This window comes from Lentzea sp. NPDC004782 (assembly GCF_040609115.1).
In the GTDB taxonomy this organism is placed as follows: Bacteria; Actinomycetota; Actinomycetes; order Mycobacteriales; family Pseudonocardiaceae; genus Lentzea.
Genome location: NZ_JBEXJN010000048.1, coordinates 20,986 through 42,050, shown reverse-complemented (window position 1 = coordinate 42,050; position 21,065 = coordinate 20,986). Strand labels below are relative to the sequence as shown.

General features: G+C 68.7%; 24 protein-coding genes. 16 read left to right on the top strand and 8 right to left on the bottom strand.

Annotated features, from left to right (window positions below):
* Positions 1-147: 147 nt before the first annotated feature.
* The 3 genes from ABZV40_RS34590 to ABZV40_RS34580 form a co-directional block, all read right to left on the bottom strand.
* Positions 148-783, bottom strand: coding sequence for a lamin tail domain-containing protein (locus tag ABZV40_RS34590; RefSeq protein WP_355451340.1), 636 nt, complete (start codon positions 781-783; stop codon positions 148-150).
* 138 nt (positions 784-921) lie between these two features.
* Entirely contained in the window at positions 922-1,359 is a 438-nt protein-coding gene (locus tag ABZV40_RS34585) for a lamin tail domain-containing protein (protein ID WP_355451337.1), read from the bottom strand.
* A gap of 229 nt (positions 1,360-1,588) precedes the next feature.
* Positions 1,589-1,897: a helix-turn-helix transcriptional regulator gene (locus tag ABZV40_RS34580; protein WP_355451334.1), complete on the bottom strand. Its 309-nt coding sequence runs from the start codon at positions 1,895-1,897 to the stop codon at positions 1,589-1,591.
* Positions 1,898-2,151: 254 nt separating this feature from the next.
* Between ABZV40_RS34580 and ABZV40_RS34575 the strand changes: the two genes are divergently transcribed.
* From ABZV40_RS34575 to ABZV40_RS34560, 4 genes are all read left to right on the top strand, one after another.
* Positions 2,152-2,562, top strand: coding sequence for a nuclear transport factor 2 family protein (locus ABZV40_RS34575; protein ID WP_355451331.1), 411 nt, complete (start codon positions 2,152-2,154; stop codon positions 2,560-2,562).
* Entirely contained in the window at positions 2,559-3,176 is a 618-nt protein-coding gene (locus ABZV40_RS34570) for a ScbR family autoregulator-binding transcription factor (RefSeq protein WP_355451328.1), read from the top strand. The genes ABZV40_RS34575 and ABZV40_RS34570 overlap by 4 nt, the downstream gene beginning before the upstream one ends.
* Before the next feature lie 95 nt (positions 3,177-3,271).
* Complete coding sequence (locus tag ABZV40_RS34565) at positions 3,272-4,504, top strand: ATP-grasp domain-containing protein (protein ID WP_355451325.1); 1,233 nt, start codon at positions 3,272-3,274, stop codon at positions 4,502-4,504.
* A 69-nt stretch (positions 4,505-4,573) separates the two neighbouring features.
* The gene (locus ABZV40_RS34560) at positions 4,574-5,830 is read left to right on the top strand and encodes a serine/threonine-protein kinase (protein WP_355451322.1); all 1,257 of its coding nucleotides are present in this window, start codon (positions 4,574-4,576) and stop codon (positions 5,828-5,830) included.
* A gap of 105 nt (positions 5,831-5,935) precedes the next feature.
* Here the strand turns inward: ABZV40_RS34560 and ABZV40_RS34555 are convergent, their stop codons facing one another.
* From ABZV40_RS34555 to ABZV40_RS34545, 3 genes are all read right to left on the bottom strand, one after another.
* Complete coding sequence (locus ABZV40_RS34555) at positions 5,936-6,601, bottom strand: HAD family hydrolase (protein WP_355451319.1); 666 nt, start codon at positions 6,599-6,601, stop codon at positions 5,936-5,938.
* A 22-nt stretch (positions 6,602-6,623) separates the two neighbouring features.
* On the bottom strand, positions 6,624-7,922 hold the full coding sequence (locus ABZV40_RS34550) for a wax ester/triacylglycerol synthase family O-acyltransferase (protein WP_355451316.1): 1,299 nt from the start codon (positions 7,920-7,922) through the stop codon (positions 6,624-6,626).
* Between the two features lie 61 nt (positions 7,923-7,983).
* A complete protein-coding gene (locus tag ABZV40_RS34545; RefSeq protein ID WP_355451313.1) occupies positions 7,984-8,883 on the bottom strand; it encodes an anti-sigma factor RsbA family regulatory protein in 900 nt (299 codons plus the stop codon).
* Between the two features lie 257 nt (positions 8,884-9,140).
* Here ABZV40_RS34545 and ABZV40_RS34540 point away from each other — a divergent pair, with 257 nt between their 5' ends.
* Positions 9,141-9,881: an alpha/beta fold hydrolase gene (locus ABZV40_RS34540; RefSeq protein WP_355451310.1), complete on the top strand. Its 741-nt coding sequence runs from the start codon at positions 9,141-9,143 to the stop codon at positions 9,879-9,881.
* Between the two features lie 145 nt (positions 9,882-10,026).
* Here ABZV40_RS34540 and ABZV40_RS34535 read toward each other — a convergent pair whose 3' ends face one another.
* The gene (locus ABZV40_RS34535) at positions 10,027-10,566 is read right to left on the bottom strand and encodes an MOSC domain-containing protein (protein WP_355451307.1); all 540 of its coding nucleotides are present in this window, start codon (positions 10,564-10,566) and stop codon (positions 10,027-10,029) included.
* 18 nt (positions 10,567-10,584) lie between these two features.
* On the bottom strand, positions 10,585-10,764 hold the full coding sequence (locus ABZV40_RS34530; protein WP_355451304.1) for a hypothetical protein: 180 nt from the start codon (positions 10,762-10,764) through the stop codon (positions 10,585-10,587).
* Positions 10,765-10,926: 162 nt separating this feature from the next.
* Between ABZV40_RS34530 and ABZV40_RS34525 the strand changes: the two genes are divergently transcribed.
* The 11 genes from ABZV40_RS34525 (at position 10,927) to ABZV40_RS34475 (ending at position 20,988) form a co-directional block, all read left to right on the top strand.
* Positions 10,927-11,922: a LacI family DNA-binding transcriptional regulator gene (locus tag ABZV40_RS34525; protein WP_355451301.1), complete on the top strand. Its 996-nt coding sequence runs from the start codon at positions 10,927-10,929 to the stop codon at positions 11,920-11,922.
* Positions 11,923-12,079: 157 nt separating this feature from the next.
* Positions 12,080-13,723, top strand: coding sequence for an ABC transporter substrate-binding protein (locus ABZV40_RS34520; protein WP_355451298.1), 1,644 nt, complete (start codon positions 12,080-12,082; stop codon positions 13,721-13,723).
* Positions 13,720-14,634 (top strand): ABC transporter ATP-binding protein, encoded by a 915-nt coding sequence (locus tag ABZV40_RS34515; protein ID WP_355451295.1) that lies wholly within the window; start codon positions 13,720-13,722, stop codon positions 14,632-14,634. The genes ABZV40_RS34520 and ABZV40_RS34515 overlap by 4 nt, the downstream gene beginning before the upstream one ends.
* A complete protein-coding gene (locus ABZV40_RS34510) occupies positions 14,631-15,611 on the top strand; it encodes an ABC transporter permease (protein WP_355451292.1) in 981 nt (326 codons plus the stop codon). Before ABZV40_RS34515 ends, ABZV40_RS34510 begins: the two co-directional genes overlap by 4 nt.
* A 7-nt stretch (positions 15,612-15,618) precedes the next feature.
* Positions 15,619-16,437 (top strand): ABC transporter permease, encoded by an 819-nt coding sequence (locus tag ABZV40_RS34505; protein WP_355451289.1) that lies wholly within the window; start codon positions 15,619-15,621, stop codon positions 16,435-16,437.
* On the top strand, positions 16,434-17,417 hold the full coding sequence (locus ABZV40_RS34500) for an ABC transporter ATP-binding protein (protein ID WP_355451286.1): 984 nt from the start codon (positions 16,434-16,436) through the stop codon (positions 17,415-17,417). The genes ABZV40_RS34505 and ABZV40_RS34500 overlap by 4 nt, the downstream gene beginning before the upstream one ends.
* A gap of 58 nt (positions 17,418-17,475) precedes the next feature.
* Entirely contained in the window at positions 17,476-18,720 is a 1,245-nt protein-coding gene (locus tag ABZV40_RS34495; RefSeq protein ID WP_355451283.1) for a SidA/IucD/PvdA family monooxygenase, read from the top strand.
* Between the two features lie 12 nt (positions 18,721-18,732).
* Entirely contained in the window at positions 18,733-18,927 is a 195-nt protein-coding gene (locus ABZV40_RS34490) for an MbtH family protein (RefSeq protein ID WP_355451280.1), read from the top strand.
* Positions 18,928-19,091: 164 nt separating this feature from the next.
* Positions 19,092-19,457 carry a GntR family transcriptional regulator gene (locus ABZV40_RS34485; RefSeq protein WP_355451277.1) on the top strand — a complete coding sequence of 122 codons (366 nt, stop codon included), beginning with the start codon at positions 19,092-19,094 and terminating at the stop codon, positions 19,455-19,457.
* A complete protein-coding gene (locus ABZV40_RS34480) occupies positions 19,457-20,332 on the top strand; it encodes an ABC transporter ATP-binding protein (protein WP_355451274.1) in 876 nt (291 codons plus the stop codon). The genes ABZV40_RS34485 and ABZV40_RS34480 overlap by 1 nt, the downstream gene beginning before the upstream one ends.
* Positions 20,329-20,988 (top strand): hypothetical protein, encoded by a 660-nt coding sequence (locus tag ABZV40_RS34475; protein WP_355451271.1) that lies wholly within the window; start codon positions 20,329-20,331, stop codon positions 20,986-20,988. Before ABZV40_RS34480 ends, ABZV40_RS34475 begins: the two co-directional genes overlap by 4 nt.
* The last annotated feature ends 77 nt before the right edge of the window (positions 20,989-21,065 follow it).

Sequence of the window (21,065 nt, the reverse complement as noted above, 5' to 3'; positions counted from 1 at the left end):
GGCCTTATTTCTTTGGTCAACTGGTTATCGGGGGGTTTCGTCGGGGTGGGCTATTCCGCCCCACACGAACAGGGGCCCGGGGGCGGTCGAGGGGCGACGGCCAGGGCGCCTCGGGTGCACCCGCTGGACGGTTCAGTTGTTGATCTCTTAGAAGGTGCGCAGCTGCAGCGAGAAGTCACGCTGGTTGTTGTTCGTGTCCTGGCTCAGGATGTTGCGCGTGTTCGATCCGCCGAGCGCGGCGGTCTGCGGGGTTTCCGGAGCGGCGTTCGTGCCTTCCTTCGGCGTGATCGCGCTTGACGAGAACGCGACGCCGTCGATCTTGAAAGCGGTCGGGGAGTTGCTGCCGAAGATCGCGACACCGCCGAAGACCGGAATGCCCTCGGTGCCGAGGAAGTTCACCGGGAGAACGTGAGGAGTGCTCACCGTGCCGGAGAAGTCGGCGCCCGTCAGCACGAGCGTGCTGCCGACGTTGTTCTTGGGCGCGAGCACGATCGGCTGGCCGAGCGTGTCCATCAGCGGAATGGTCTGAATGACCTGGTTCTGCTGGTTGTAGATCTTCAGGACCCAGTTGGTGAGGTCGAGTTGCTGGTCCGTGGTGTTGACGAGCTCGATCGCCTCGTCGAGCGGTCCGTTCGGGCCCATCGTGGAGACCTCGTTGATGAGCACGGAGGGCACGGCCATGACGTCGGGGCCCTGGGGCTCCTCGGCCGCGGACGCCATGCCCGCGAACGCGATGGTGCTCGCGAATGCGAGAGCGGCGGCACCGCTCAGCAGTCGACGCATTGTTCCAGTCCCTTCGAGAAAGTGAATTCGGGGTTTTCTCGCACACGGCAACTGTGGTCGAGGGGAACGACCTGTCTTGCCGCTGGGACTGACTTTGCTCGCATTTGTTCGGGATCGAAAGGGGCCATTTCAGATAGGTTACAGATTGTTTTCGCCGGGAGACGGAATTCGGCACCTGAAGTCGTCCGAGTTACGATCGGTGTCGCGGGAGGTGCTGTCGCGGCCGAGCGAGGAATCGGTGCAGGGCGTCGCGGCTCCTGCTTCGCGACACGGCGACGTGGTGCTGAATCCCACGCTGTCGGTGTGCGCGCCGTACCGGTTCCTGACGATTACGCCCGTTCCGTCCACGGTGTCCACGACGAGGCTGTTGGGTGCTGTTCCGCTGAACGCGCTGCCCACTATCACGAAGTATTCACCCGGAGGTAGGACCGTGCTGGGTGAGATGGTGGCGAGGATTCGCGTGGCCGGGCCGGAGCAGGACTGGACAGTCCATCCTCCGATGTCTGCGGAGGTTGTGCCGGTGTTGCGCAGTTCGACGAATCCGGCCGGTCCGAGCTCGATCTCGTTGACCTTCACCGGGGAAACCCCCGGCGCGGTGCCGAACGTGCTACCGGCAAGTAGTGACAACGTTGCGACTGAGTTTCCAAAGGGGATCACAGCTCGCAGTTTGGCCCCCTGTGCGCGGACGCACAGGGGGCCAAAGGTCCTTCCTGCCTGGGACTTGTGGGAGGGCGGCGCCCGCGGCGGCCGTCGGGCGCCGCCCTCTGAGCGGGCGGGCAGACCCCTGCCGTCTGCCCGCACTCCGCTAGTGGGAGTGGTCTTCGTTCCTCGTCCTGCGAGATTCCCGTTCGAGCACCGCGGCCCGGTCGACCTCGGCGTGCGGCACATCGAGCGCCGCGCTGATCCAGGCACGCCAGTAGGGGCCGGGAATGCGTTTACCGCGTTCCCATCTCGACACTTCTTCACGGGTGACGCTGTCGTTTTGTGAGATCTCGCACAACAGGTCCGCGAGTTCGCGCTGGGTGAGACCCTGCTCCCGCCGCGCCTGCGGAATCAAGGCGGTAATCGGCGGGGTGTCCTGGTGCTCGTGGGCTCGATGGACTGCCTTGAGCACGGTTCTGCTCCGTTTCAGTGAGATGGCGGGTGCGTCATCCACCATGCCGCAGAACCTGGGAGTTCGGTCCGTGCAATGCGGTGATACCGACGGTCGTTGAAACTTCGCGTACCGTCTGAATCATCCGATCGGATGTTTGGGTGAAACGCAACTGGGCCAATGGGGTGTGCGCGCCCACAATGTGCGCCCGCCGCTAGTGTATGCAGGACCGTGATCGTTGCGACAGCAATGACCGGGGTGAGAAGGTGGAGGAAATGCTCTCGACGGTCGAAGTGGTGCAGGTGTTCCTCTCGCGGTTGGCGGCACAGGACGCATCGGGCATCGCGCGGTTGTGCGCACCGACCGTGGAATGGGAGTCGCCCGAACCGGGCGGCACCCGGTGGGCACCCGGTCCGCGTACCCGCCGCGAGGTCGAGTCCCAGTTCCTGACCTTGTTCGCCACGTTCGACCTGGAGCAGCTCTCGGTGCGCCAGGTGATCGTCGACGGAGGTGACGCGGCCGTGGTCGGCTGGGCGCGCTGGCGGGTCCTCGCCACCGGTGAGCAGGCGGAAGTGCGTTTCGCCGCGGTGCTCTCGGTGCACCTGGGTGAGATCGAGCAGTACTGGCACATGCCCGACACGCTGGCGGTGGCACTGGCGACCGGTGCCGCGCGGACCGAGGCATGAGCGTCAAACGCGAGCAGTCGACGCGCACTCGGGCGAGGCTTCTCCGTGCCGCGGCGGAGGTGTTCGACCGCGACGGCTTCGCGGGCTCCAGCCTCACCGCCGTGTGCGCGCGGGCCGATGTGTCGAAAGGTGCGCTCTATTGCCACTTCCGCTCCAAGGAGGCGCTCGGCGTCGCCATCATCGAGGAGCAGTCCCTGCTGTGGCACCGGTTGCGCGACGAGCAGCTCGCCGTCGAGTCGTCGCCGATGCAGGCGCTGATCGCGATGTCGTTCGAGTTCGTCCGCAGGCTCGACTCCGACCTCACCGTGCGGGTGAGCGCGAAGTTGTTGCGGGAGGCGGTGTTCTTCGACGTCGCGGCCGCCGCGCAGGTCGTCGGCTGGATCGCGGTCGTGCGGGACCTGCTCTCGCAGGCACAGGAACGCGGTGAGCTGCGGTCCGAGGTGAACGTGCGGCACGCGGCCGAGCAGCTCGTCGCGGAGCTGCTCGGCCTGCAGTTCGTGGCGCAGGCGTTGAGCGGCGGCACGGACCTGCGCGCCCGGCTCGCGCGCGTGTGGAAGGCGTCTTCTGGCTGTCTGGTGACAGCCTCTGTCTACGAGACGTTGCGGTTCGAGTGACGGTCGTCTCGACCCAATCGAGACAGGAATGCCTGGTCAGGCCACTGCTGTTGTGCTCCTCGTTCGGAAGAGTCCTTTACTTTTGAGGAGCAGCGGTGGCGAGCATCGTCGTGGTGGATCCGTACTCGGCCGGCAAGGGCATCGCGCCCGCGTTCGCCGAACGTGGCGTCGAGGCGATCGCCGTGCTGACCACTCCCGAACCGCCCGCCGGCCTCGCCAAGTCGTGGATCCCGGAGAACTACCGCGAGGTCCACGTGCTGACCGACCTCGACGAACTGGCGTCGAAGCTCGCCGTGCACGAGCCGATCGCCGTCGTGCCGGGCACCGAGACCGGCGTCGAGGCCGCGGAGATGTTGTCCGAGCTGATCACGCCCGGCCGGTCGAACGTGCTCGCCCTGTCGTCCGCGCGTCGCGACAAGTGGCAGATGGCCGTGGCGTTGCGGTCGGCCGACGTCCCGCACCTGCGTCAGATCAGCTCCGACAACGCCGGCGAGGTGGCCGCGTGGCTGCGCCGGGAAGGGCTCGCGGACTCGCCGATCGTGCTGAAGCCGCAGGAGAGCGGCGGCACGGACGACGTGTTCGTCGCTCGGCCCGGTGACGACTGGCGGGCCAAGTTCGACCGGATCCTCGGCAGCGTCAACAAGCTGAACCTCCGCAACGACCGCGTGCTGGTGCAGGAGCTCGCGGCCGGCACCGAGTACGAGGTCGACACGTACTCGATCGACGGACGGCACGGCCTGGCCGCGGTGTGGCGCTACGCCAAGGAGTGCCGCGGCGACCGGCTCGGCATCTACCTGTCCAACACGCTGATGCCCGCGGACGATCCGGTGGTCGACGTGCTGTTCGAGTACGTGTGCCGGGTGCTGGACGCGACCGGTGTCCGCAACGGTCCCGCGCACGTCGAGGTCATGATCACCCCCGACGGTCCGCGGCTGATCGAGATCGGCGCGCGGCTGGCCGGTGCCGAGCAGCAGGAGCTGACGATGATCGGCGCGCGCGAGAGCCAGATCACCCGAATGGTCCGCCACCGAGTGGATGGTGCCGTTGACGTTTGGCGGTACACGCGGCACCAGCACGTGAAGTCGGTCTACCTGTCGTCACCCGCGGCCGGTCAGCTGAGCGACGCCGCGCGGCTCGACTCGCTTCCGGAGCTGTTGCCGAGCTTCCAGCGCGCGGTGCTGCCGTACCGCGAAGGTTCGCAGGTACCGCGCACGGAGGACCTGTGGACGTCGCTCGGTTACGTCGTGCTGGCCACGACCGATATCTCAGTGCTGGAACGTGACGAGGCACTGGTGCGGGAGATCGAGGCCGGACTCGTCGTAGTTTGATCTTCAGGACGGCCGGGTAGCCGTGATTCCACGCGACCCGTTAGGTTGCTGCGCGACGAGCGGAGGCCCATGAGCGCACCCTGGGACGGCGACCTGACCGGCGCGGTGATCGACGACCGGTACGTCGTCGGCTCCTTGCTCGGCTCCGGTGGCATGGCCGAGGTCTACCGCGCCTACGACCGCTCCACGACGTCGTCCGTCGCCATCAAGATCTTCACCGGCCCCGGCCTGCCCGACGACGAACTGCGGCTGCAGCGCGAGGCCACGATGCTCGCGTCGCTCGACTGCCCCGGCCTGATCCCGGTGTACGCGTCCGGCACGGTGTCGCGCCGCCCGTACTTCGTGATGCGGGAGATCACCGGTGGCACGCTGCGCCAGCGGATGCGCGAACCGCTGCCGCCCCGGTTCGTGGCGCGCATCGGCGGGCAGATCGCCGCCGTGCTCGACCACGTGCACGGCCTCGGCGTGGTGCACCGCGACATCAAGCCGTCGAACATCCTGCTCGACGACGAGGAGAAGCAGGCCTACCTCGCGGACTTCGGCCTCGCCCTGGCACCGGAAGTGACGCGGGTGACGACCTCGGGCGTGCTGGTCGGCACCGCCGGCTACCTGGCGCCGGAACAGGTCCGCGGCTCGGACGTCGGCCCCGCGGCGGACGTGTACGCCCTCGGCCTGGTCCTGCTGGAGTGCCTGACCGGCCGTTCCGAATACCCCGGAGGCGACGCCGAGGCCGCACTGGCCCGGCTCGCGCGTGCGCCGCGAATCCCGGTCGACCTGCCGCTGGCGTGGGTCTCGCTGCTGTCCGCGATGACGGACATGAAACCGTCACGCCGACCTACTGCTGCTCAGTGCGCGCTCTCTTTGTCGGCTGCCTACGAGGCCAGCCGCGGGTTGCCGGCACTGCTGCCGGACGCGGCGGTGTCGAGCTCGGACGTGCCCCGCCCGCGCCGCGGCAAGCGTTTGGCGATCACCGGGGCAGCCGCGGCGGCCGTGGCAGCGGTGGCAGTGGCCGTCGCGAACCTCGGCGGCAGCGAGGCGCCGGCGGCCGACCAGAAGCCGGTGCCGGGACCGGCCACCCAGGTGATCACGGTGGGCCCGTCGACGGTGACCCTCGTGCAGACGCCGGGCGCGCCGGGGGCACCGCAGCCGGGCAACTCGGCCGGGCTGAGCACGGCGCCGAGCAGCGGGAGTCCGCAGGGTTCCGGCTCGCCGGGGTCGAGCGTGACGCCGACGGCGCAGCCGACCACGACCACCGAGCCGGCCCGGCCGAGCAAGGACCGGGACCCCGGCAAGCCGACGAAGAAGTCGGACACGCCCAAGCCGTAGCGCCGCGACTCCGAGCGCTCGTCGTGGTCGATGAAGGGCGCCTTCATCGACCTGAGGTGGATGAAGGCGCCCTTCATCCACCTCGGGGCGCGCCCGGAACGGCCCTCAGGCGCTTGGTTCGCGCACCGCCGCGAACGGCAGGTCGGCCAGCTCCGCCCGCAACGTGTCGAGGTCCGAGTACACCGCCGACGCCCCGCGGTCCATCAGCTCGTCCTCCCCGAACCCGCCGGTGAGCAGCCCGATCGACGGCAGCCCCGCCCGGCCGGCGGCCTCGCAGTCCCACACCGAGTCGCCGATGACGACCGCGCGCGAGCCGCGGACCTCGCGCAGCGCCACCTCGATCAGGTCGGGTGCGGGCTTGGAGTCCTCGACGTCGTCGGAGGACGTCCACGCGATGTCGCCGGGGTCGATCAGCTTCAGGTAGTGCTCGACGTGCTTGCGCTTGCCCGACGACGCCAGCACCACGGCGAAGCCCAGGTCCGTGGCGGCGCGGACCAGGCGGTGTGCGCCCTCGAACGGCTGGATCTCGTCGAGCATCTCGTCGAAGTGCCGTTCCCAGGCCGAGCGCACCGCGTCGCCGTGGTCGCGTTCCACCTGGTCGCCTGCGACGGCGGCGACCAGGCGGTCTCCGCCCATGCCGATCGAGCGGTGCACTTTCCACGCGGGCACGGTGATGTCGGCTTCGCGGAACGCGCGCAGCCACGCCACCGTGTGGTGGTAGTTGGTGTCGACCAGGGTGCCGTCCACGTCGAGGACCACGGTGTTGCTCATGGAGCCAGGTTTGCCCGCGCTCCTACCTCGGCAAACCCACCAGCTCGCGGGCGTCCTGAAGGGACGACAGCTCGCGGCGCAGCACGCCGTCGAGCCACTGCGCGTCGGACATCCACGACTGGTTGGTGTGCAGGCAGACGTGCACGGAGGACCGGTAGACCGACAGCGCGACGCCTACCGCGTGGCCGGGTGCGACCGGTGCCACCGGGTACATCTCGCACAGTGCGGCGCCGTCGAGCGACAGCGGCACGGACGGCAGCGGCACGGACGTGACCAGCGTGTCGAACAGCAGTGGCGCGCAGCGGGCGGCGACCGGGGCGGCCAGGCGGTGCAGCAGCGGCGGCACCTTGTCGGCGAGCAGCGGCAGTGCGCCGGCGCCTCGGTCGGGGCCCTGGGCCTTGGCCGATTCCATCTGCTCGCGGACGTTGCGCAGTCGTTCCACCGGGTCCGCGATGCCGACCGGCAGCGCGAGCAGGAAGCCGGAGATCTGGTTGCCCGAGGCGCCGTCGCCGGAGCGTGAGCGCTGGTTAACCGGGATCAGCGCCCGCACGACCGACGAGGGTTCGGCGCTGCCGTGCGCGGAAAGCCAGTGCCGCAACGCACCGGTGACCAGCGCGAGCAACACGTCGTTGACCGTGCCGCCGTGTGCGCGGCGGATTCGGTGCACGTCCGCGAGATCCAGGCGCGACATCACCACGCGGCGCGGCCGGGTCGACGCGGTCAGCACCGGCGAGTTCAACGTCGGCGGGCGGGTGTTCATCAGCACCGACGAGGCGATGTCGAGCGTGTCCTTGATCCCGCGCAGCGACGGGAGCGACGGGATGATCGACCGCGAGACCGGTGCCGGAGTGTCCGGAATGGACAAACGGGACGCGTCGAACAGCTGAAGTCCCAGGCCCACGGCCTTCATGCCGTCGCACAACGAGTGGTGCAGCTTCGCCACGACCGCGAACCGGCCGCCCGCGAGACCGGTGATGACGTGCAGCTCCCACGGCGGTCGCGCGAGGTCCAGCGGCTGCGCCATGAGGTGGGAAACCAGGGTGGCGAACCGCTCCCGGCCGCGCACGTGGTGTGTGAAGACGTGGTCCTCCGGCGCGAAGCCGGGGTCCTCCACCCAGCGCGCACCGCCCAGCAACGACGTGCGGGCGCGTTGGCGCAGGCGCGGTATCTCCTGCGCGCGGTCGCACAGCACGGCGGCGACGCGGGCCGGATGCACCGGAGTGGACGGTGCGAAGGTCGCGACCGCGCCGAGGTGCAAAGGGTTCGCGTTGCCCTCCATGGCGAGGAAGGCGATGTCGAGGGGGGAGAGGTGGTCTGTCATAGGTTTGTCAGGCAACCAGGTTCGCGTGACGCGCGCATTTCTATGAGATGGCGGCGACTCTCTACCGCCCCAAGTACACTCGAACGGTGGTACCGGTGTGACTCGTGTGGGTGCGAACCAGGTCACACAACAGGTTCACCATCACGATCCCGAAACCGGACAGACCGGTGAACGAGGGCGGCAGGCCCGTGCCGGAGTCGCTCACCTCGCACACCGCCGTGTCGCCCTCGCGCCACATCCGCAGCACTCCTCGCCCCGACGCGTGCAGGATGCTGTTCGTCGCGAGCTCGTTCACCGCCAGTACGAGGTCCTCGACCTGTTCGCGGCGCAGCCAGTTCGCGTACGCCGTCACGATCTTGCGCATGTGCGCGAGAGTGCCGACGGAGAAGGGGTGCTCCTCGGCGGACGACGGCGGCGGGGGTAAGGGCACGTTGTAGACGTCGGCCAGCCCGGCCGGGTCGGTGTACCACTCGCTCGCGGTCCGCTTGGAGCCCTCGATCACCACCGGATGCGTGCGCTGGGCGTCCTTCAGCACGTGGCCGGGCAGCGCACCTGCGTCGTACAGACACAGCAAGGTGCCTTTGCGTCCCTCGAACGCCGTGTTGATCAACGCCTCGTGCTGCACGCACGCCGGGTACTCGAGCTCGGTGCGGCCCGGCCACACCGGCTCGCCCACCATGCGCACCCGGCGGTGCGGCGCGCTCGCGCTGAACGCCATCAGCACGCCGGGGATGATCCGGCCCGGGTTGCGGCCGGCTTCGGCCATGTCGATGAAGTGCACCTGGTCGGCCTGAGCGCCCAGCCTTCCGCGCAACAGGGCGATGCTCGCCTCCGCCACCGCCACCAGCACGGGCTCGCCCCGGCTCACGCCGTCCGCGACGAACTTGGCCGTGCCGGCGAGGAAATCGTCCTCGTCGCGGTAGAACAGGGCCTCGTGTGCGAACGGAGCAACGGAGTTCATCGGCGTCCCGGTGGGGTCGGTGGCTGAGCAAGCTTTCATTCTGCTCCCCGTAACACCGTTACGGCGGGGGCCAGGCCGGTGGTTTGTCGAGGAACGCCGCCGTCTCGGTCGTCTCGTTTCGATCGCTGGGCGTTCGCGACGTGCCGTCACCGAGGCGGGCGAACCCGTCCGGCGCGATCTCAAGTGGATTCGGCGTGCGGACGGGGAAAACCCCAGGCAGACTCCCGAGCCTCGGGGGCTTGCGAGGAGGTGACGCAGTGATCGGGCACTACGCGCTGACCGGGCCGGACGATGCGCCGGTGCTGGTGCTCGGCAACGCGCTCGGCACGACCACCGACCTCTGGCGCGGCTTCTCGCTGCCCTTCCGGTTGCTGCGCTTCGACCACCGCGGCCACGGTGGCAGCGCGCCGGTCGAGGGCCCGTGCACGATCGAGGCGCTGGCGTGCGACGTGCTGGATCTGCTGGACCACCTGGAACTGCGCCAGGTGCACTACTGCGGCGTGTCGCTCGGCGGGATGGTCGGCATGTGGCTCGCGGCGAACACCGACCGGATCTCCCGGCTGGCGCTGGTGTGCACCGCGGCCTGGTACCCGGACAAGTCCGTTTGGGACGAACGGATCGAGGCGTTGCGCGCGCAGGGGATGGAGCCGATCGCGGACGCGATCGTGTCGCGGTGGTTCACACCGGCGTGCTCGCCGTCCGTGGTCGCGGACTTCCGCGCGCAGCTGCTGAAGGTCGACGTGCCGTCGTACGTCGCGTGCGCCGAAGCGGTCAGGGACGCGGACCTGCGGCCGGACCTGGCGAAGATCGACGCGCCGACCGTGGTGATCGCGGCGGCGCAGGACCACGCGACACCACCGGAGTTCGCCCGGCACATCGCCGACGAGCTGCCCGACTCGGACCTCTACATCGTCGGGGACGCCGCGCACCTGGCCGTCGTCGAGGCGCCGAAAACGATCTCGGTGATCCTCGACGGGCACTTCGGCGAGACGAACTGAGCAGGCAGCCAGAAGTCGTGTTCGCAACTCGCCGTCCGGTGAGGTGGATGAAGGGTTCCTTCCTCCACCTGGTGTGGATGAAGGCGCCCTTCATCCACGTAACTGCCCGGCAGGCGGGTTGCGGACAAGACCTCCGGCGAGGCGCTTAGACCTTCTGCAGCGGGCGGTGCGGTTCCGGTGGCAGCTCCACGCGGATCTCGTCGCCGGGCCGCACGACGCCACCGACGCGCACGACCGACATGATGCCCGCGCGGCGGATCAGCTCACCGTCGGGCCCCTTGCCCACGACCTCCTTGAGCAGTCCCCTGGAGAACCCGTCGATCTGCACGCACGGGTTGCGCAGCCCGGTCACCTCGACCACGGCCTCGGCGCCCAGGTGCAGCAACGTCCCGGTCGGCAGGCCGAGCAGGTCGATGCCGCGCGTGGTGACGTTCTCGCCGATCTCGCCGGGGGCCACGGAGAACCCCTTGTCGCGCAGCTCGTCGAAGAGCTCGGCGTGCATGAGGTGCACCTGGCGCAGGTTCGGCTGGGTCGGGTCCTGCGCCACCCTGGACCGGTGCTTCACCGTGACGCCCTGGTGGACGTCACCCTCGACACCAAGCCCCTCCAGCAGCGTGATGCTGTCCCGGACGGGCTTGGTGAACGTGTACTCCTCGCTGCGGCTGACCGCGGTCACAACCCCCATGCACCCGATTGTGCACGATCAGCGGGGTTTGGCCTCGCCTTCGCGGGCAGCGCGTTCGATGGCACGGCGGACCTCGTCCCACGTGAGGTCGCGGCCCGTGGCCTGGTCCTGTTGCGCCATTCGGCCCTCCGTCCGGTAGAGCGACGCGACGGGCACGGCGCTGATCAAGGTGAGGTTCGACGTCTCGATTCGGTTCACCCGAACGGCACGACCTGCGGAGACGCGCCAAGCCGTGGAAACGCTCCCACGAAGTTCCGGCAAGAGTCTTGACTAATGCTCACGTCAGGCTGTTGACTCCGTCACACCTCGTCGGAACCGGTACCGAAACCGGTTTCAGAGGCGGCGGAAAGGAAGTTCGGCATGCGTGTCACGATCGCGGAGGTCGCCCAACGCGCCCAGGTGTCCAAAGCGACCGTGTCACGTGTGCTGAACGGAAAGCCGGACGTCGACGCCAGTACCGCGCAGCGCGTGCGCAAGGTGATCGACGAGATCGGGTACGTGCCGAGCGCGCGTGCCGTGGGCCTGGCGAGGGGGCGGACCCGCACGGTCGGCATGCTCGCGCCGTCGCTCACCTGGCCGTGGATGGGTGAGGTCCTGCAGGGCATCGTCGACACCCTGGAGGCCGACGGGTACGGGCTGCTGCTCTACACGATCAACCGCGGGCCGGAGTCGCTGAACCAGTTCGCGAACCACGTGTCCGCCAACGCCTTCGACGGCCTGCTCGTGATCGAGCCGCCGGACACGCTGCACTACATCTCCACGCTCTACCGGGCCGGCCTGCCGGTCGTCATGATCGACGACCGCGGCTCGCACCCGGAGTTCCCTTCGGTGACGACGACGAACCGGCAGGGAGGCGCCGATGTCGCAAGGCATCTCGTCGCGGCCGGTCGCCGCAGGTTCGCCGTCGTCACCGGACCACCGCACTTCGGGTGCACTCAGGCGAGGCTGGACGGGTTCCGGCTCGCCTTGGCGGAGGCGGGCCTGACGCTGCACCCGGACCTCGTCGTCGACGGCGACTTCACCACCGAAGGCGGGGAGGTCGCCGTCGACAAGCTGATCGCGAGCGGAATCCCGTTCGACGCCGTGTTCGCGCACAACGACCTCTCGGCGGTCGGGGTGCTGCGGGCGCTGCGCGAGGCCGGCCGGTCCGTCCCGGGGGACGTGTCCGTGGTCGGCTTCGACGACGTCCCGGTCGCGGGACACACCGAGCCGCGGCTGACGACGATCCGCCAGCCGTCGCGGGAGATGGGGTCCGCGGCCGCGCGGATGCTGCTCTCCACGCTGGAAGGACAGCCGCTGCCGGACCACCCGCTGGTGCTGCCGACCTCGTTGATCGTGCGCGAATCCGCGCCCTGACCCACGCGATGAAGGGCTCCTTCCTCCACCTCAGGTCGATGAAGGAGCCCTTCATCCCACCCAACTGAACGGACACGCCGGGCCGCACGCGGTCTGGCGAGTTCGCCGTGCCGTGTACGAGAGCGCTCTCATACACCGTCGTATCGGGAGATACCCCATGCGCAGAACAATCGTCGTCGCGCTGGCACTGGCGCTCGCGGCGACAGGTTGCTCCTCCTCCGGTGGCACGAGCAAGGCCTCCGGGGTGCTGACCGTGGGCATGCCCAACGGGCCGCTGACCGAGAACCACAACCCGTTCCTGCCGACGTCCGCGGCGGGTTCGCTCGGCTACCGCTACGTGATCTACGAACCGCTGGCGTTCGTGAACAACACGCGGCCCGCCCAGGAGCCCGTGCCGTGGCTCGCGACGAAGTGGGACTGGGCGGACAACTACAAGAAGATCACCTTCACGGTCCGGGAGAACGTGAAGTGGTCCGACGGCAAGCCGCTCACGGCCAAGGACGTGGCGTTCTCGTACGAGATCCTCAAGAAGTGGCCCGCGCTCAACAACCGCGACTCGCTCAAGGTCGAGACCGCGACCGCGACGCCGGACGGCAAGGTCGAGGTCACGTTCGCGCAACCGCAGTTCGTGAACCGCAACAAGGTCATCAGCGCGATGGTCGTGCCCGAGCACATCTGGAGCACCGTCGCGGACCCGACCACCTACACCAACCCGAACCCGGTCGGCACGGGCCCGTACCAGCTGAAGTCGTTCACCTCGCAGACCGTCACGGTCACCAGGCGCTCCGAGTACTGGCAGGAGCTGCCGAAGGTGCCGGAGATCCAGTACACCTCGTACAACGACAACACGGCGCAGACCACCGCGCTGGCGTCGGGCGCGAGCCAGTGGTCGTACGTCTTCATCCCGGACTACCAGAAGCTCTACGTCGACAAGGACCCGAAGAACCACAAGCTGTGGTTCCCCGCCGGCCTCGGCATCCACGGCCTGTGGCTCAACCAGACCGTGGCGCCGTTCGACAACGCGGCACTGCGGGCGGCGATGAGCGACGTGATCGACCGCGAGGCGATCTTCGTGCGCGGTGAGGCGCGGTTGTTCCCGAAGCTGGAGTCGCCGACCGGCCTGCCGTTGCCCGCCGGTGAGTCGTTCCTCGCGCCGGAGTACAGGTCCGCGAAGTTCGAGGTGAACGTCGACAAGGCGAAGCAGCGGCTGACCGCGGCCGGGTTCACTTCGGACGGTGGGGTGCTCAAGGCGCCCGGCGGCAAGCCCGTGACGATCGAGCTGACCAACCCGTCCGGCTGGTCGGACTACCTGACCGTGCTGGACATCGTCAAGAGCGACCTGAAGAAGATCGGCATCGAGGCGACCGTGCGCACGCAGACCGCGGACGCGTGGACGACCGACTTCGCCAACGGCGCGTTCCAGGGCTCGTTGCGCTGGACCAACACCGGTGCCACTCCGTACGAGATGTACCAGAACATCATGGACGGCGCGGAGATCAAGCCGATCGGGCAGACCGCCGCGGTGAACTTCGGCCGCTACAACAACCCCGACGCCACCGCCGCGCTGGCCGAGTACGCGAACGCCGCCGACGACGCGACGCGCGCGAAGAGCCTCGCGGTGCTGCAGAAGATCATGGTCGAGCAGGTGCCGATGATCCCGACCTCCGCGGGCCCGATCGGTGCCGAGTACAGCACCAAGAGCTGGGTCGGCTGGCCCTCGGAGGAGGACCCGTACGGTCCGCCGCAGGCCACGCTGCCCAACGCGCTGCAGATCGTCATGAAGCTGAAGCCGGCGGCATGACGAACGACGCGGCACTGGAAGCACGGGGTCTGGTCAAGACCTACCGGCGCGTGCGCGCGGTGCAGGACGTCTCCCTCGTCCTGCGCCGCGGGCGCGTGACCGCCCTCGTCGGCGAGTCGGGATCGGGCAAGTCGACGGTGGCGAAGCTGCTGGCGCGGCTGGTGGAGCCCACGGCGGGCGAGATCCTGCTGGACGGCGAGAAGGTGCGACGGGTCCGGGAGTACCGGCGCAAGGTCCAGATGGTGTTCCAGGACCCGTTCGCCTCGCTCAACCCGATCCACACGATCCGCTACCACCTGACCCGGCCGTTGAAGATCCACAAGCGGCCCGAGACGGTGGAGGAGCTGCTGGCGCGGGTGAACCTGCCCGCCGACTTCGCCTCGCGGTACCCGCACGAGCTCTCGGGCGGGCAACGGCAGCGCGTGGCGATCGCGCGGGCGCTGGCGGCTCACCCGGAGGTGCTGCTCGCCGACGAACCGGTGTCCATGTTGGACGTCTCGATCCGGCTCGGTGTGCTGAACCTGTTGCTGGACCTCAAGGAACGACTCAGGCTCGCAGTCCTCTACATCACGCACGACATCGCGTCGGCGCGGTACTTCGCCGACGAGACGTTCGTGATGTACGGCGGGCAGATCGTCGAGGGCGGCGACAGCGAGTCCGTGACGCAGCAGCCCGCGCACCCGTACACGCAGCTGCTGATCGAGTCCGCGCCCGATCCGGAACGGTCGGTGGCCGCGCTGGACGCGCCGGTGGAGGAGGCCGCCGCGGTGTCGGCCGGCTGTCAGTTCGCGGCGCGCTGCCCGAAGGTCCAGGCCCGGTGCTGGGTCGAGGCGCCACCGCGGTCGGACGTCGGTGCCGGCCACTGGGCGGCGTGCTGGCTCTACGTGGAGACAGTGGGGGCAGTCGCATGAGGTTCCTGCTGCGTCGCGCGCTGTTCTACCTGATCACGCTGTGGGCGGCGATCACGGCGAACTTCCTGCTGCCGCGCCTGCTGCCGGGCGACCCGGTGCAAGCGATGATCACCAAGCTCGGCGGGCGGCTGAACAGCGACGCGATGGCCTCGCTGTACATCCTGTTCGGGCTGGACGAGAAGAAGTCGATCTGGGCGCAGTACGCCGACTACTGGGGTGCGCTGGCGCGTGGTGACCTCGGGCTGTCGTTCACGTTCTTCCCCACACCGGTCGCGGACGTGCTCTCGCAGTCGTTGCCGTGGACGCTCGGCCTGATCGGTGTCACCACGGTCATCGCGTTCCTGCTCGGCACGCTGCTGGGCGTGTACGCGGGGTGGAAGCGCGGTTCGTGGATGGACAACCTCATCCCCGTGACGACGTTCCTGTCGTCGATCCCGTACTTCTGGCTCGGGCTGATCGCGATCTCCGTGTTCTCCGTGACGTTCCCGCTGCTGCCGGCCTCGGGCGGGTACGCGGCCGGGCTCGTGCCCGAGTGGTCCGGCGAGTTCGTCGGCAGCGTCCTCGAACACGCCGTGCTGCCCGGGATCACGATCGTCATCAGCTCGGTGGCCGGCTGGATCCTGGGCATGCGCAACATGATGGTGACCGTCACGGCCGAGGACTACGTGCTGGTCGCTCGGGCCAAGGGCCTGTCGCAGCGGCGGATCATGTTCGCCTACGCCGCACGCAACGCCGTGCTGCCGTCGATCTCCGGTTTCGCGCTGTCGCTGGGTTTCATCGTCGGCGGTGCGCTGTTGGTGGAGATGGTGTTCTCGTATCCGGGCCTGGGCTACGTCCTCTTCCAGGGCATCGGTGCGAAGGACTACCCGCTGATGCAGGGGGTGTTCCTGGTGATCACGCTGGCCGTGCTGGTGGCGAACCTGCTCGCGGACGTCGGCTACCTGCTGCTGGACCCGCGCACGCGGCGGGAGGGCTGACTCGCTCATGAACTTCAAGACTCGGCTGGGCCTGGGCATCCTGGCCTTCTTCACGCTGATCGCCGTGATCGGCTCGTGGATCGCGCCCTACGACCCGTCCGCGATGAGCGACGACCTGCTGTCGCCGCCGTCGGGCGCGCACTGGTTCGGCACGACCATGACCGGGCAGGACATCTTCTCCCAGGTGCTCGTCGGCACCAGGGGAGTGATGGTCGTCGGCCTCGTCTGCGGTGTGCTCGCGACCCTGTTGTCCATTGTGGTCGGGGTGACCGCCGGCTTCCTCGGTGGGGCCGCCGACGAGGCGTTGTCCGCGCTGTCGAACGTCTTCCTGGTGATCCCGGCGTTGCCGCTGATCATCATCGTGGCGTCGATGCTGCCGTCCGCCGACACCGTGCTGATCGCGGCCGTGATCTCGTTGACCGCGTGGGCGTGGGGTGCGCGGGTGCTGCGCGCGCAAACGCTGTCGTTGCGGCGCCGCGACTTCGTGGAGGCCGCGCGGGCGTCCGGTGAGCGCACCTGGCGGATCATCGTGTTCGAGGTGCTGCCGAACCTGACGGCCGTGATCGCGTCCGGTTTCGTCGGCACGGTGATCTTCGCGGTGATGCTGCAGATCACGTTGTCGTTCGTCGGCGTCGTGTCCCTGTCGACCTGGAACTGGGGAACCGTCCTGTTCTGGGCGCAGAGCAACCAGGCGCTCGGCCAGGGCGCGTGGTGGTGGTTCGTCCCGGCCGGCCTGTGCATCGCGCTGCTCGGCACGGCGCTGGCCCTGATCAACTTCGGGATCGACGAGTACGCGAATCCCCGCCTGCGGAAGGTGCGTGCATGAGCCCGGTGCTGGAGATCCGCTCGCTGTCGGTGGACTACGGCTCGCTGCGAGCCGTGCACGACGTGTCGTTGTCGTTGGGGGCCGGGGAGGTGCTGGGGCTCGCCGGGGAGAGCGGCAGCGGCAAGTCCACTCTGGCCTATGCCGCCACCCGGCTGCTGCAGCCGCCGGGCCGGGTGCCGTCCGGGGAGGTGCTGTTCAAGGGGCGGGACCTGCTGGCGTTGAGCGAACGGCAGCTGCGGGAGCTGCGGTGGACCGAGATCGCCATCGTGTTCCAGGGCGCGATGAACGCGCTGAACCCCGTGATCTCGGTCGGCGCGCAGATCGACGACGTGCTGCGCGCCCACCGGCCGGCGATGACCCGTGCCGAGCGGGTCGCTCGCGGGCGTGAGCTGCTGTCGTTGGTCGGCATCCCGGTGGACCGCCTGTCGTCGTACCCGCACCAGCTCTCCGGTGGGATGCGGCAGCGCGTGATGATCGCGATGGCACTGGCGCTGGAGCCGGAGATCGTGATCATGGACGAGCCCACCACCGCGCTGGACGTCGTGGTGCAGCGGCAGATCCTCGGGCAGATGATGAGGCTGCGCGAGACCCTGGGGTTCTCGGTCGTCTTCATCACCCACGACATCTCGCTGCTGGTCGAGTTCTCCGACCGCATCGCGATCATGTACGGCGGGCGGGTGGTGGAGGAGGCACCGGCGGCCGAGATCTACCGCGCGGCCAAGCACCCGTACAGCCAGGGGCTGCTCGGGTCGTTCCCGGCCTTGCGGGGGCCGCGCCGGGAGCTGCGGGGGATTCCCGGGTCGCCGCCGGACCTGCGGTCCATGCCGTCCGGGTGTCCGTTCCACCCGCGGTGTCCTTCCGCTCTGGAGGTCTGCGGCGAGCGGATGCCGTCGTTGGAGCCGGTGGACGGGCGCCGGGTCGCCTGCTGGTTGGAGGGTGTGCGCGAGGCGGTGCAGATCACGCCCGAAAGCACTGGCTAAGGTATGCCTCAGTTAAGTTAGGGTTGCTTTAGAGCTCAGGTGCCAGGGAGGACGCGCGATGGAACCGGTGTTCGACCTGGCCGGGATCGGCTTCGGGCCGTCCAACCTGGCGCTCGCCATCGCCGTGGAGGAGTCGGAAGGGCCTGTTCGGGCTCGGTTCTTCGAGCGGCAGGCCCGGTTCGGGTGGCATCGGGGGATGTTGCTCGAAGACGCGACCATGCAGGTGTCCTTCCTGAAGGACCTGGTCACCCTGCGCAACCCCACGAGCGGGTTCAGCTTCCTGTGTTACCTGGGGGAACGTGGGCGGTTGATCGACTTCGTCAACCACAAGAACCTGTTTCCGCTGCGCAGGGAGTTCCACGACTACTTCGAGTGGGCGGCGGAGCGGGTGGCGCACCTGGTGTCGTACGGGGCCGAGGTGGGCGGGGTCGAACTGGACGGGAACGGGTTCGCGTTCGTCGCCGGTGGGGAGACGGTCCGGGCGCGGAACCTGGTGCTGGCCACCGGGCTGGAGGCCAACCTGCCCGAGGGGGTGGAGGCGGGGGAGCGGATCTGGCACAACCGGGACCTGCTGCACCGGGTCGAGGCGTTGAGGGATCCCCGGCAGGTCGTGGTGGTGGGGGCCGGGCAGAGTGCGGCCGAGGTGGTGGCGTTCTTCCACGACCGGTTTCCCGAGGCTGTGGTGCACGGGGTCTTCGCGCGGTTCGGGTACAGCCCGGCCGACGACAGCTCGTTCGCGAACCGGATCTTCGACCCCGCGGCGGTGGACGAGTTCTACCGGGCGCCGGAAGAGGTCAAGCAGAGGTTGATGAGGTACCACGCCAACACGAACTGCGGCGTGGTGGACGGGGACCTCATCGAGGAGCTGTACCGGCGGGTGTACCGGGAGAAGGTGCTGCGGCGGCAGAGGTTGTCGCTGCACAACACATCGCGGTTGACGGATGTGAGCGCGGACGGCAGGTGCGTGATCGAGTCGCTGGCGGACGGGTCGCGGGTGCCGGTGGACGCGGACGTGATCGTGTACGCGACGGGGTATCGGCCCGCAGATCCGGTGAAGGTGCTCGGAGGGGTTGCTGAGCACTGTGAGCGGGACGAGCGCGGGCGGTTGAAGGTCACCCGTGACTATCGGGTGGTCACGAGCGACGTGGTTCGCGGTGGGATCTACCTGCAGGGCGGAACTGAGCACACGCACGGCATCACGTCGTCGTTGTTGTCGAACACGGCTGTGCGCGTCGGCGAGATTCTGGAGTCCGTGGTGCGCGGGCTTTCGGCGCCGGTGCGCGCGCTCGAAGAGATCAGGTAAGAGGAGACAGTGGTGACGAACCCGTTCGACGACCCGCAGGGGCGGTTCTTCGTGCTCGTCAACGAGGAGCAGCAGCACTCGTTGTGGCCCGCGTTCGCCGAGGTGCCCGCCGGGTGGACGAAGGTCTTCGGTGAGGAGAGCCGGGAGGCGTGCCTGGCGTACGTGGAGGAGAACTGGACGGATCTGCGTCCGGCTTCCATCCGCTGAGGTGAGATCCGGCTGCCGCGCCGATGCGGCACAGCCGGGGACCTGAAGACGACGATCACCGGCGGTGGCGACGGCCACCGCCGGTTTTTGCGTGCGCGCCGCTGCGAGCGTCGCGCCTGTGCTGCTATGGTTCATTACATGAGTAACGAACCAAGGAAGTAGTCGTGTTCGACGACCGGAGCCCCATCTACCGGCAGATCGCGGACCGGATCAAGGCGGACGTGCTCAGCGGGGTGTTGAAGGCGGACGAGCAGGTCATGTCGACCAACCAGTACGCGGCGTACTACCGGATCAACCCGGCCACCGCCGCCAAGGCGTTCCAGCAGCTCGTCGACGAGAAGGTGCTCTACAAGAAGAGGGGGATCGGGATGTTCGTGAGCGCGGAGGCTCGCGACATGTTGCGGGCACAGGGGAGGGAGACGTTCTTCGGCGAGGTCGTGGACCCGATGGTCGCGGAGGCGCGGGCCATCGGGATTCCGCTCGCCGACGTCATCCGCCGCATCGAGCAGCACCAGAACGGAGCCGTGTGATGCGCGTTGACGTGCAGGGGCTGACGGTGCGCTACGGCAGCGTCACCGCGGTCGACGACATGAGCTTCTCCTTGTCCGGCAAAAAGATCTACGGACTGTTGGGCCGCAACGGGTCGGGCAAGACGAGCCTGATGTCGGTGCTCGCCGGATATCGGAAGCCCGCCGGGTCCGTCGAGCTCGACGGCGCGCCGGTGTTCGAGAACGCCGCGGCGATGCGGCAGGTGTGCCTGGTGCGGCACACGCCCGACGCCGCGGACAAGGGGGACAAGGTCTCGTACGTCCTCGAATACGGCGCGGCGTGGCGGGAGACGTGGGACCACGGCTACGCGCTGGAACTGGCCGAGCTGTTCCGGATCCCGTTGAAGGCCAAGGCGGGGGAGCTGTCGCTGGGGCAGCGGTCGGCGCTGGGGGTGGTGATCGGGCTGGCCAGCCGGTCGCCGTTGACGATGTTCGACGAGTCGCACCTCGGCATGGACACGCCGACGCGGTACGCGTTCTACGACGCGTTGCTCAACGACTTCATGGCGCACCCGCGGACGATCATCGTCTCGACGCACCTGATCGAGGAACTGGCCTCGTTGCTGGAGGAGGTCGTGATCATCGACGCCGGGCGGCTCGTGTTGCAGGAGGAGGCCGACGTGCTGCGGTCGCGCGGCACCGAGGTGACCGGGAACGCCGCTGACGTCGACGAGTTCACCGCCGGGCTGACGGTGTTGAGCGAGAAGTCGTTGGGGCGCACCAAAGCCGCGATGGTGTACGGCACCCTGGACGACGCGCGCCTCATCCGGGCGCGGCAGCTCGGACTGGAGCTGGGGCCGATCGCGTTGCAGGACCTGTTCGTGCACCTCACCGCACCGGTCGGGGGTGCGCGGTGAAGATCTTCCGGCACCTCACGACGACGCTGGTCACGTTCTGCGCCATGGTCGCCGCGTCGGTCTTCGCGTTCGCGGTGGCCGTCACGTTCGTCGTCTCGGCCTTCAGCGACGTCGAGATCAGCGCGTGGAACGTCGTCACGTCGCAGATCGCGCGCTGGTTCCTGTTCTGGGTCGGCATCTACGTGATCCACAACGTGCTGCCGATCGCCGTCGCGCACGGGCGCACGCGGCGCGAGTTCCTCGTTGCGGCGTCCGGGTTCTCGGTGGTGCTCGCGCTCGCGATGGCGGTGCTGGCCTGGCTCGGGTTCCTGGCCGAAGGCGGGATCTACGCGCTGATGCACTGGCATGCGGACGAGCACGGCACACCGGTCGCGTACTTCCTGATGTTCCTGGTCTGGTGCGTGGTCGGGATGTTCTGCGCGGCCGCGTTCGACCGGTTCGGCGCGGCCGGCGTCTTCTCGGTTCCCGTCGGGCTGGCGTCCGTGATCATCACGACGGTGCGGATTCCCGGATCGGGGAACCTGCCGTTCATCCGCAACATCCCGTCCCTGCTCGGAGCGGGCTGGCACGTCGCGTCGGTGGCGGCGTTCCTCGTCGTGCTGGCCGGGACGTGGGCCGTCGTGCGGGACATGCCGGTTCGCGTGCGCACCAGCTGACGGCCAGCTCGGCCGTGCGGTGGGGCAGTCACGTGGATGAAGGGCTCCTTCCTCCACTCCAGGTGCAGGAAGGAACC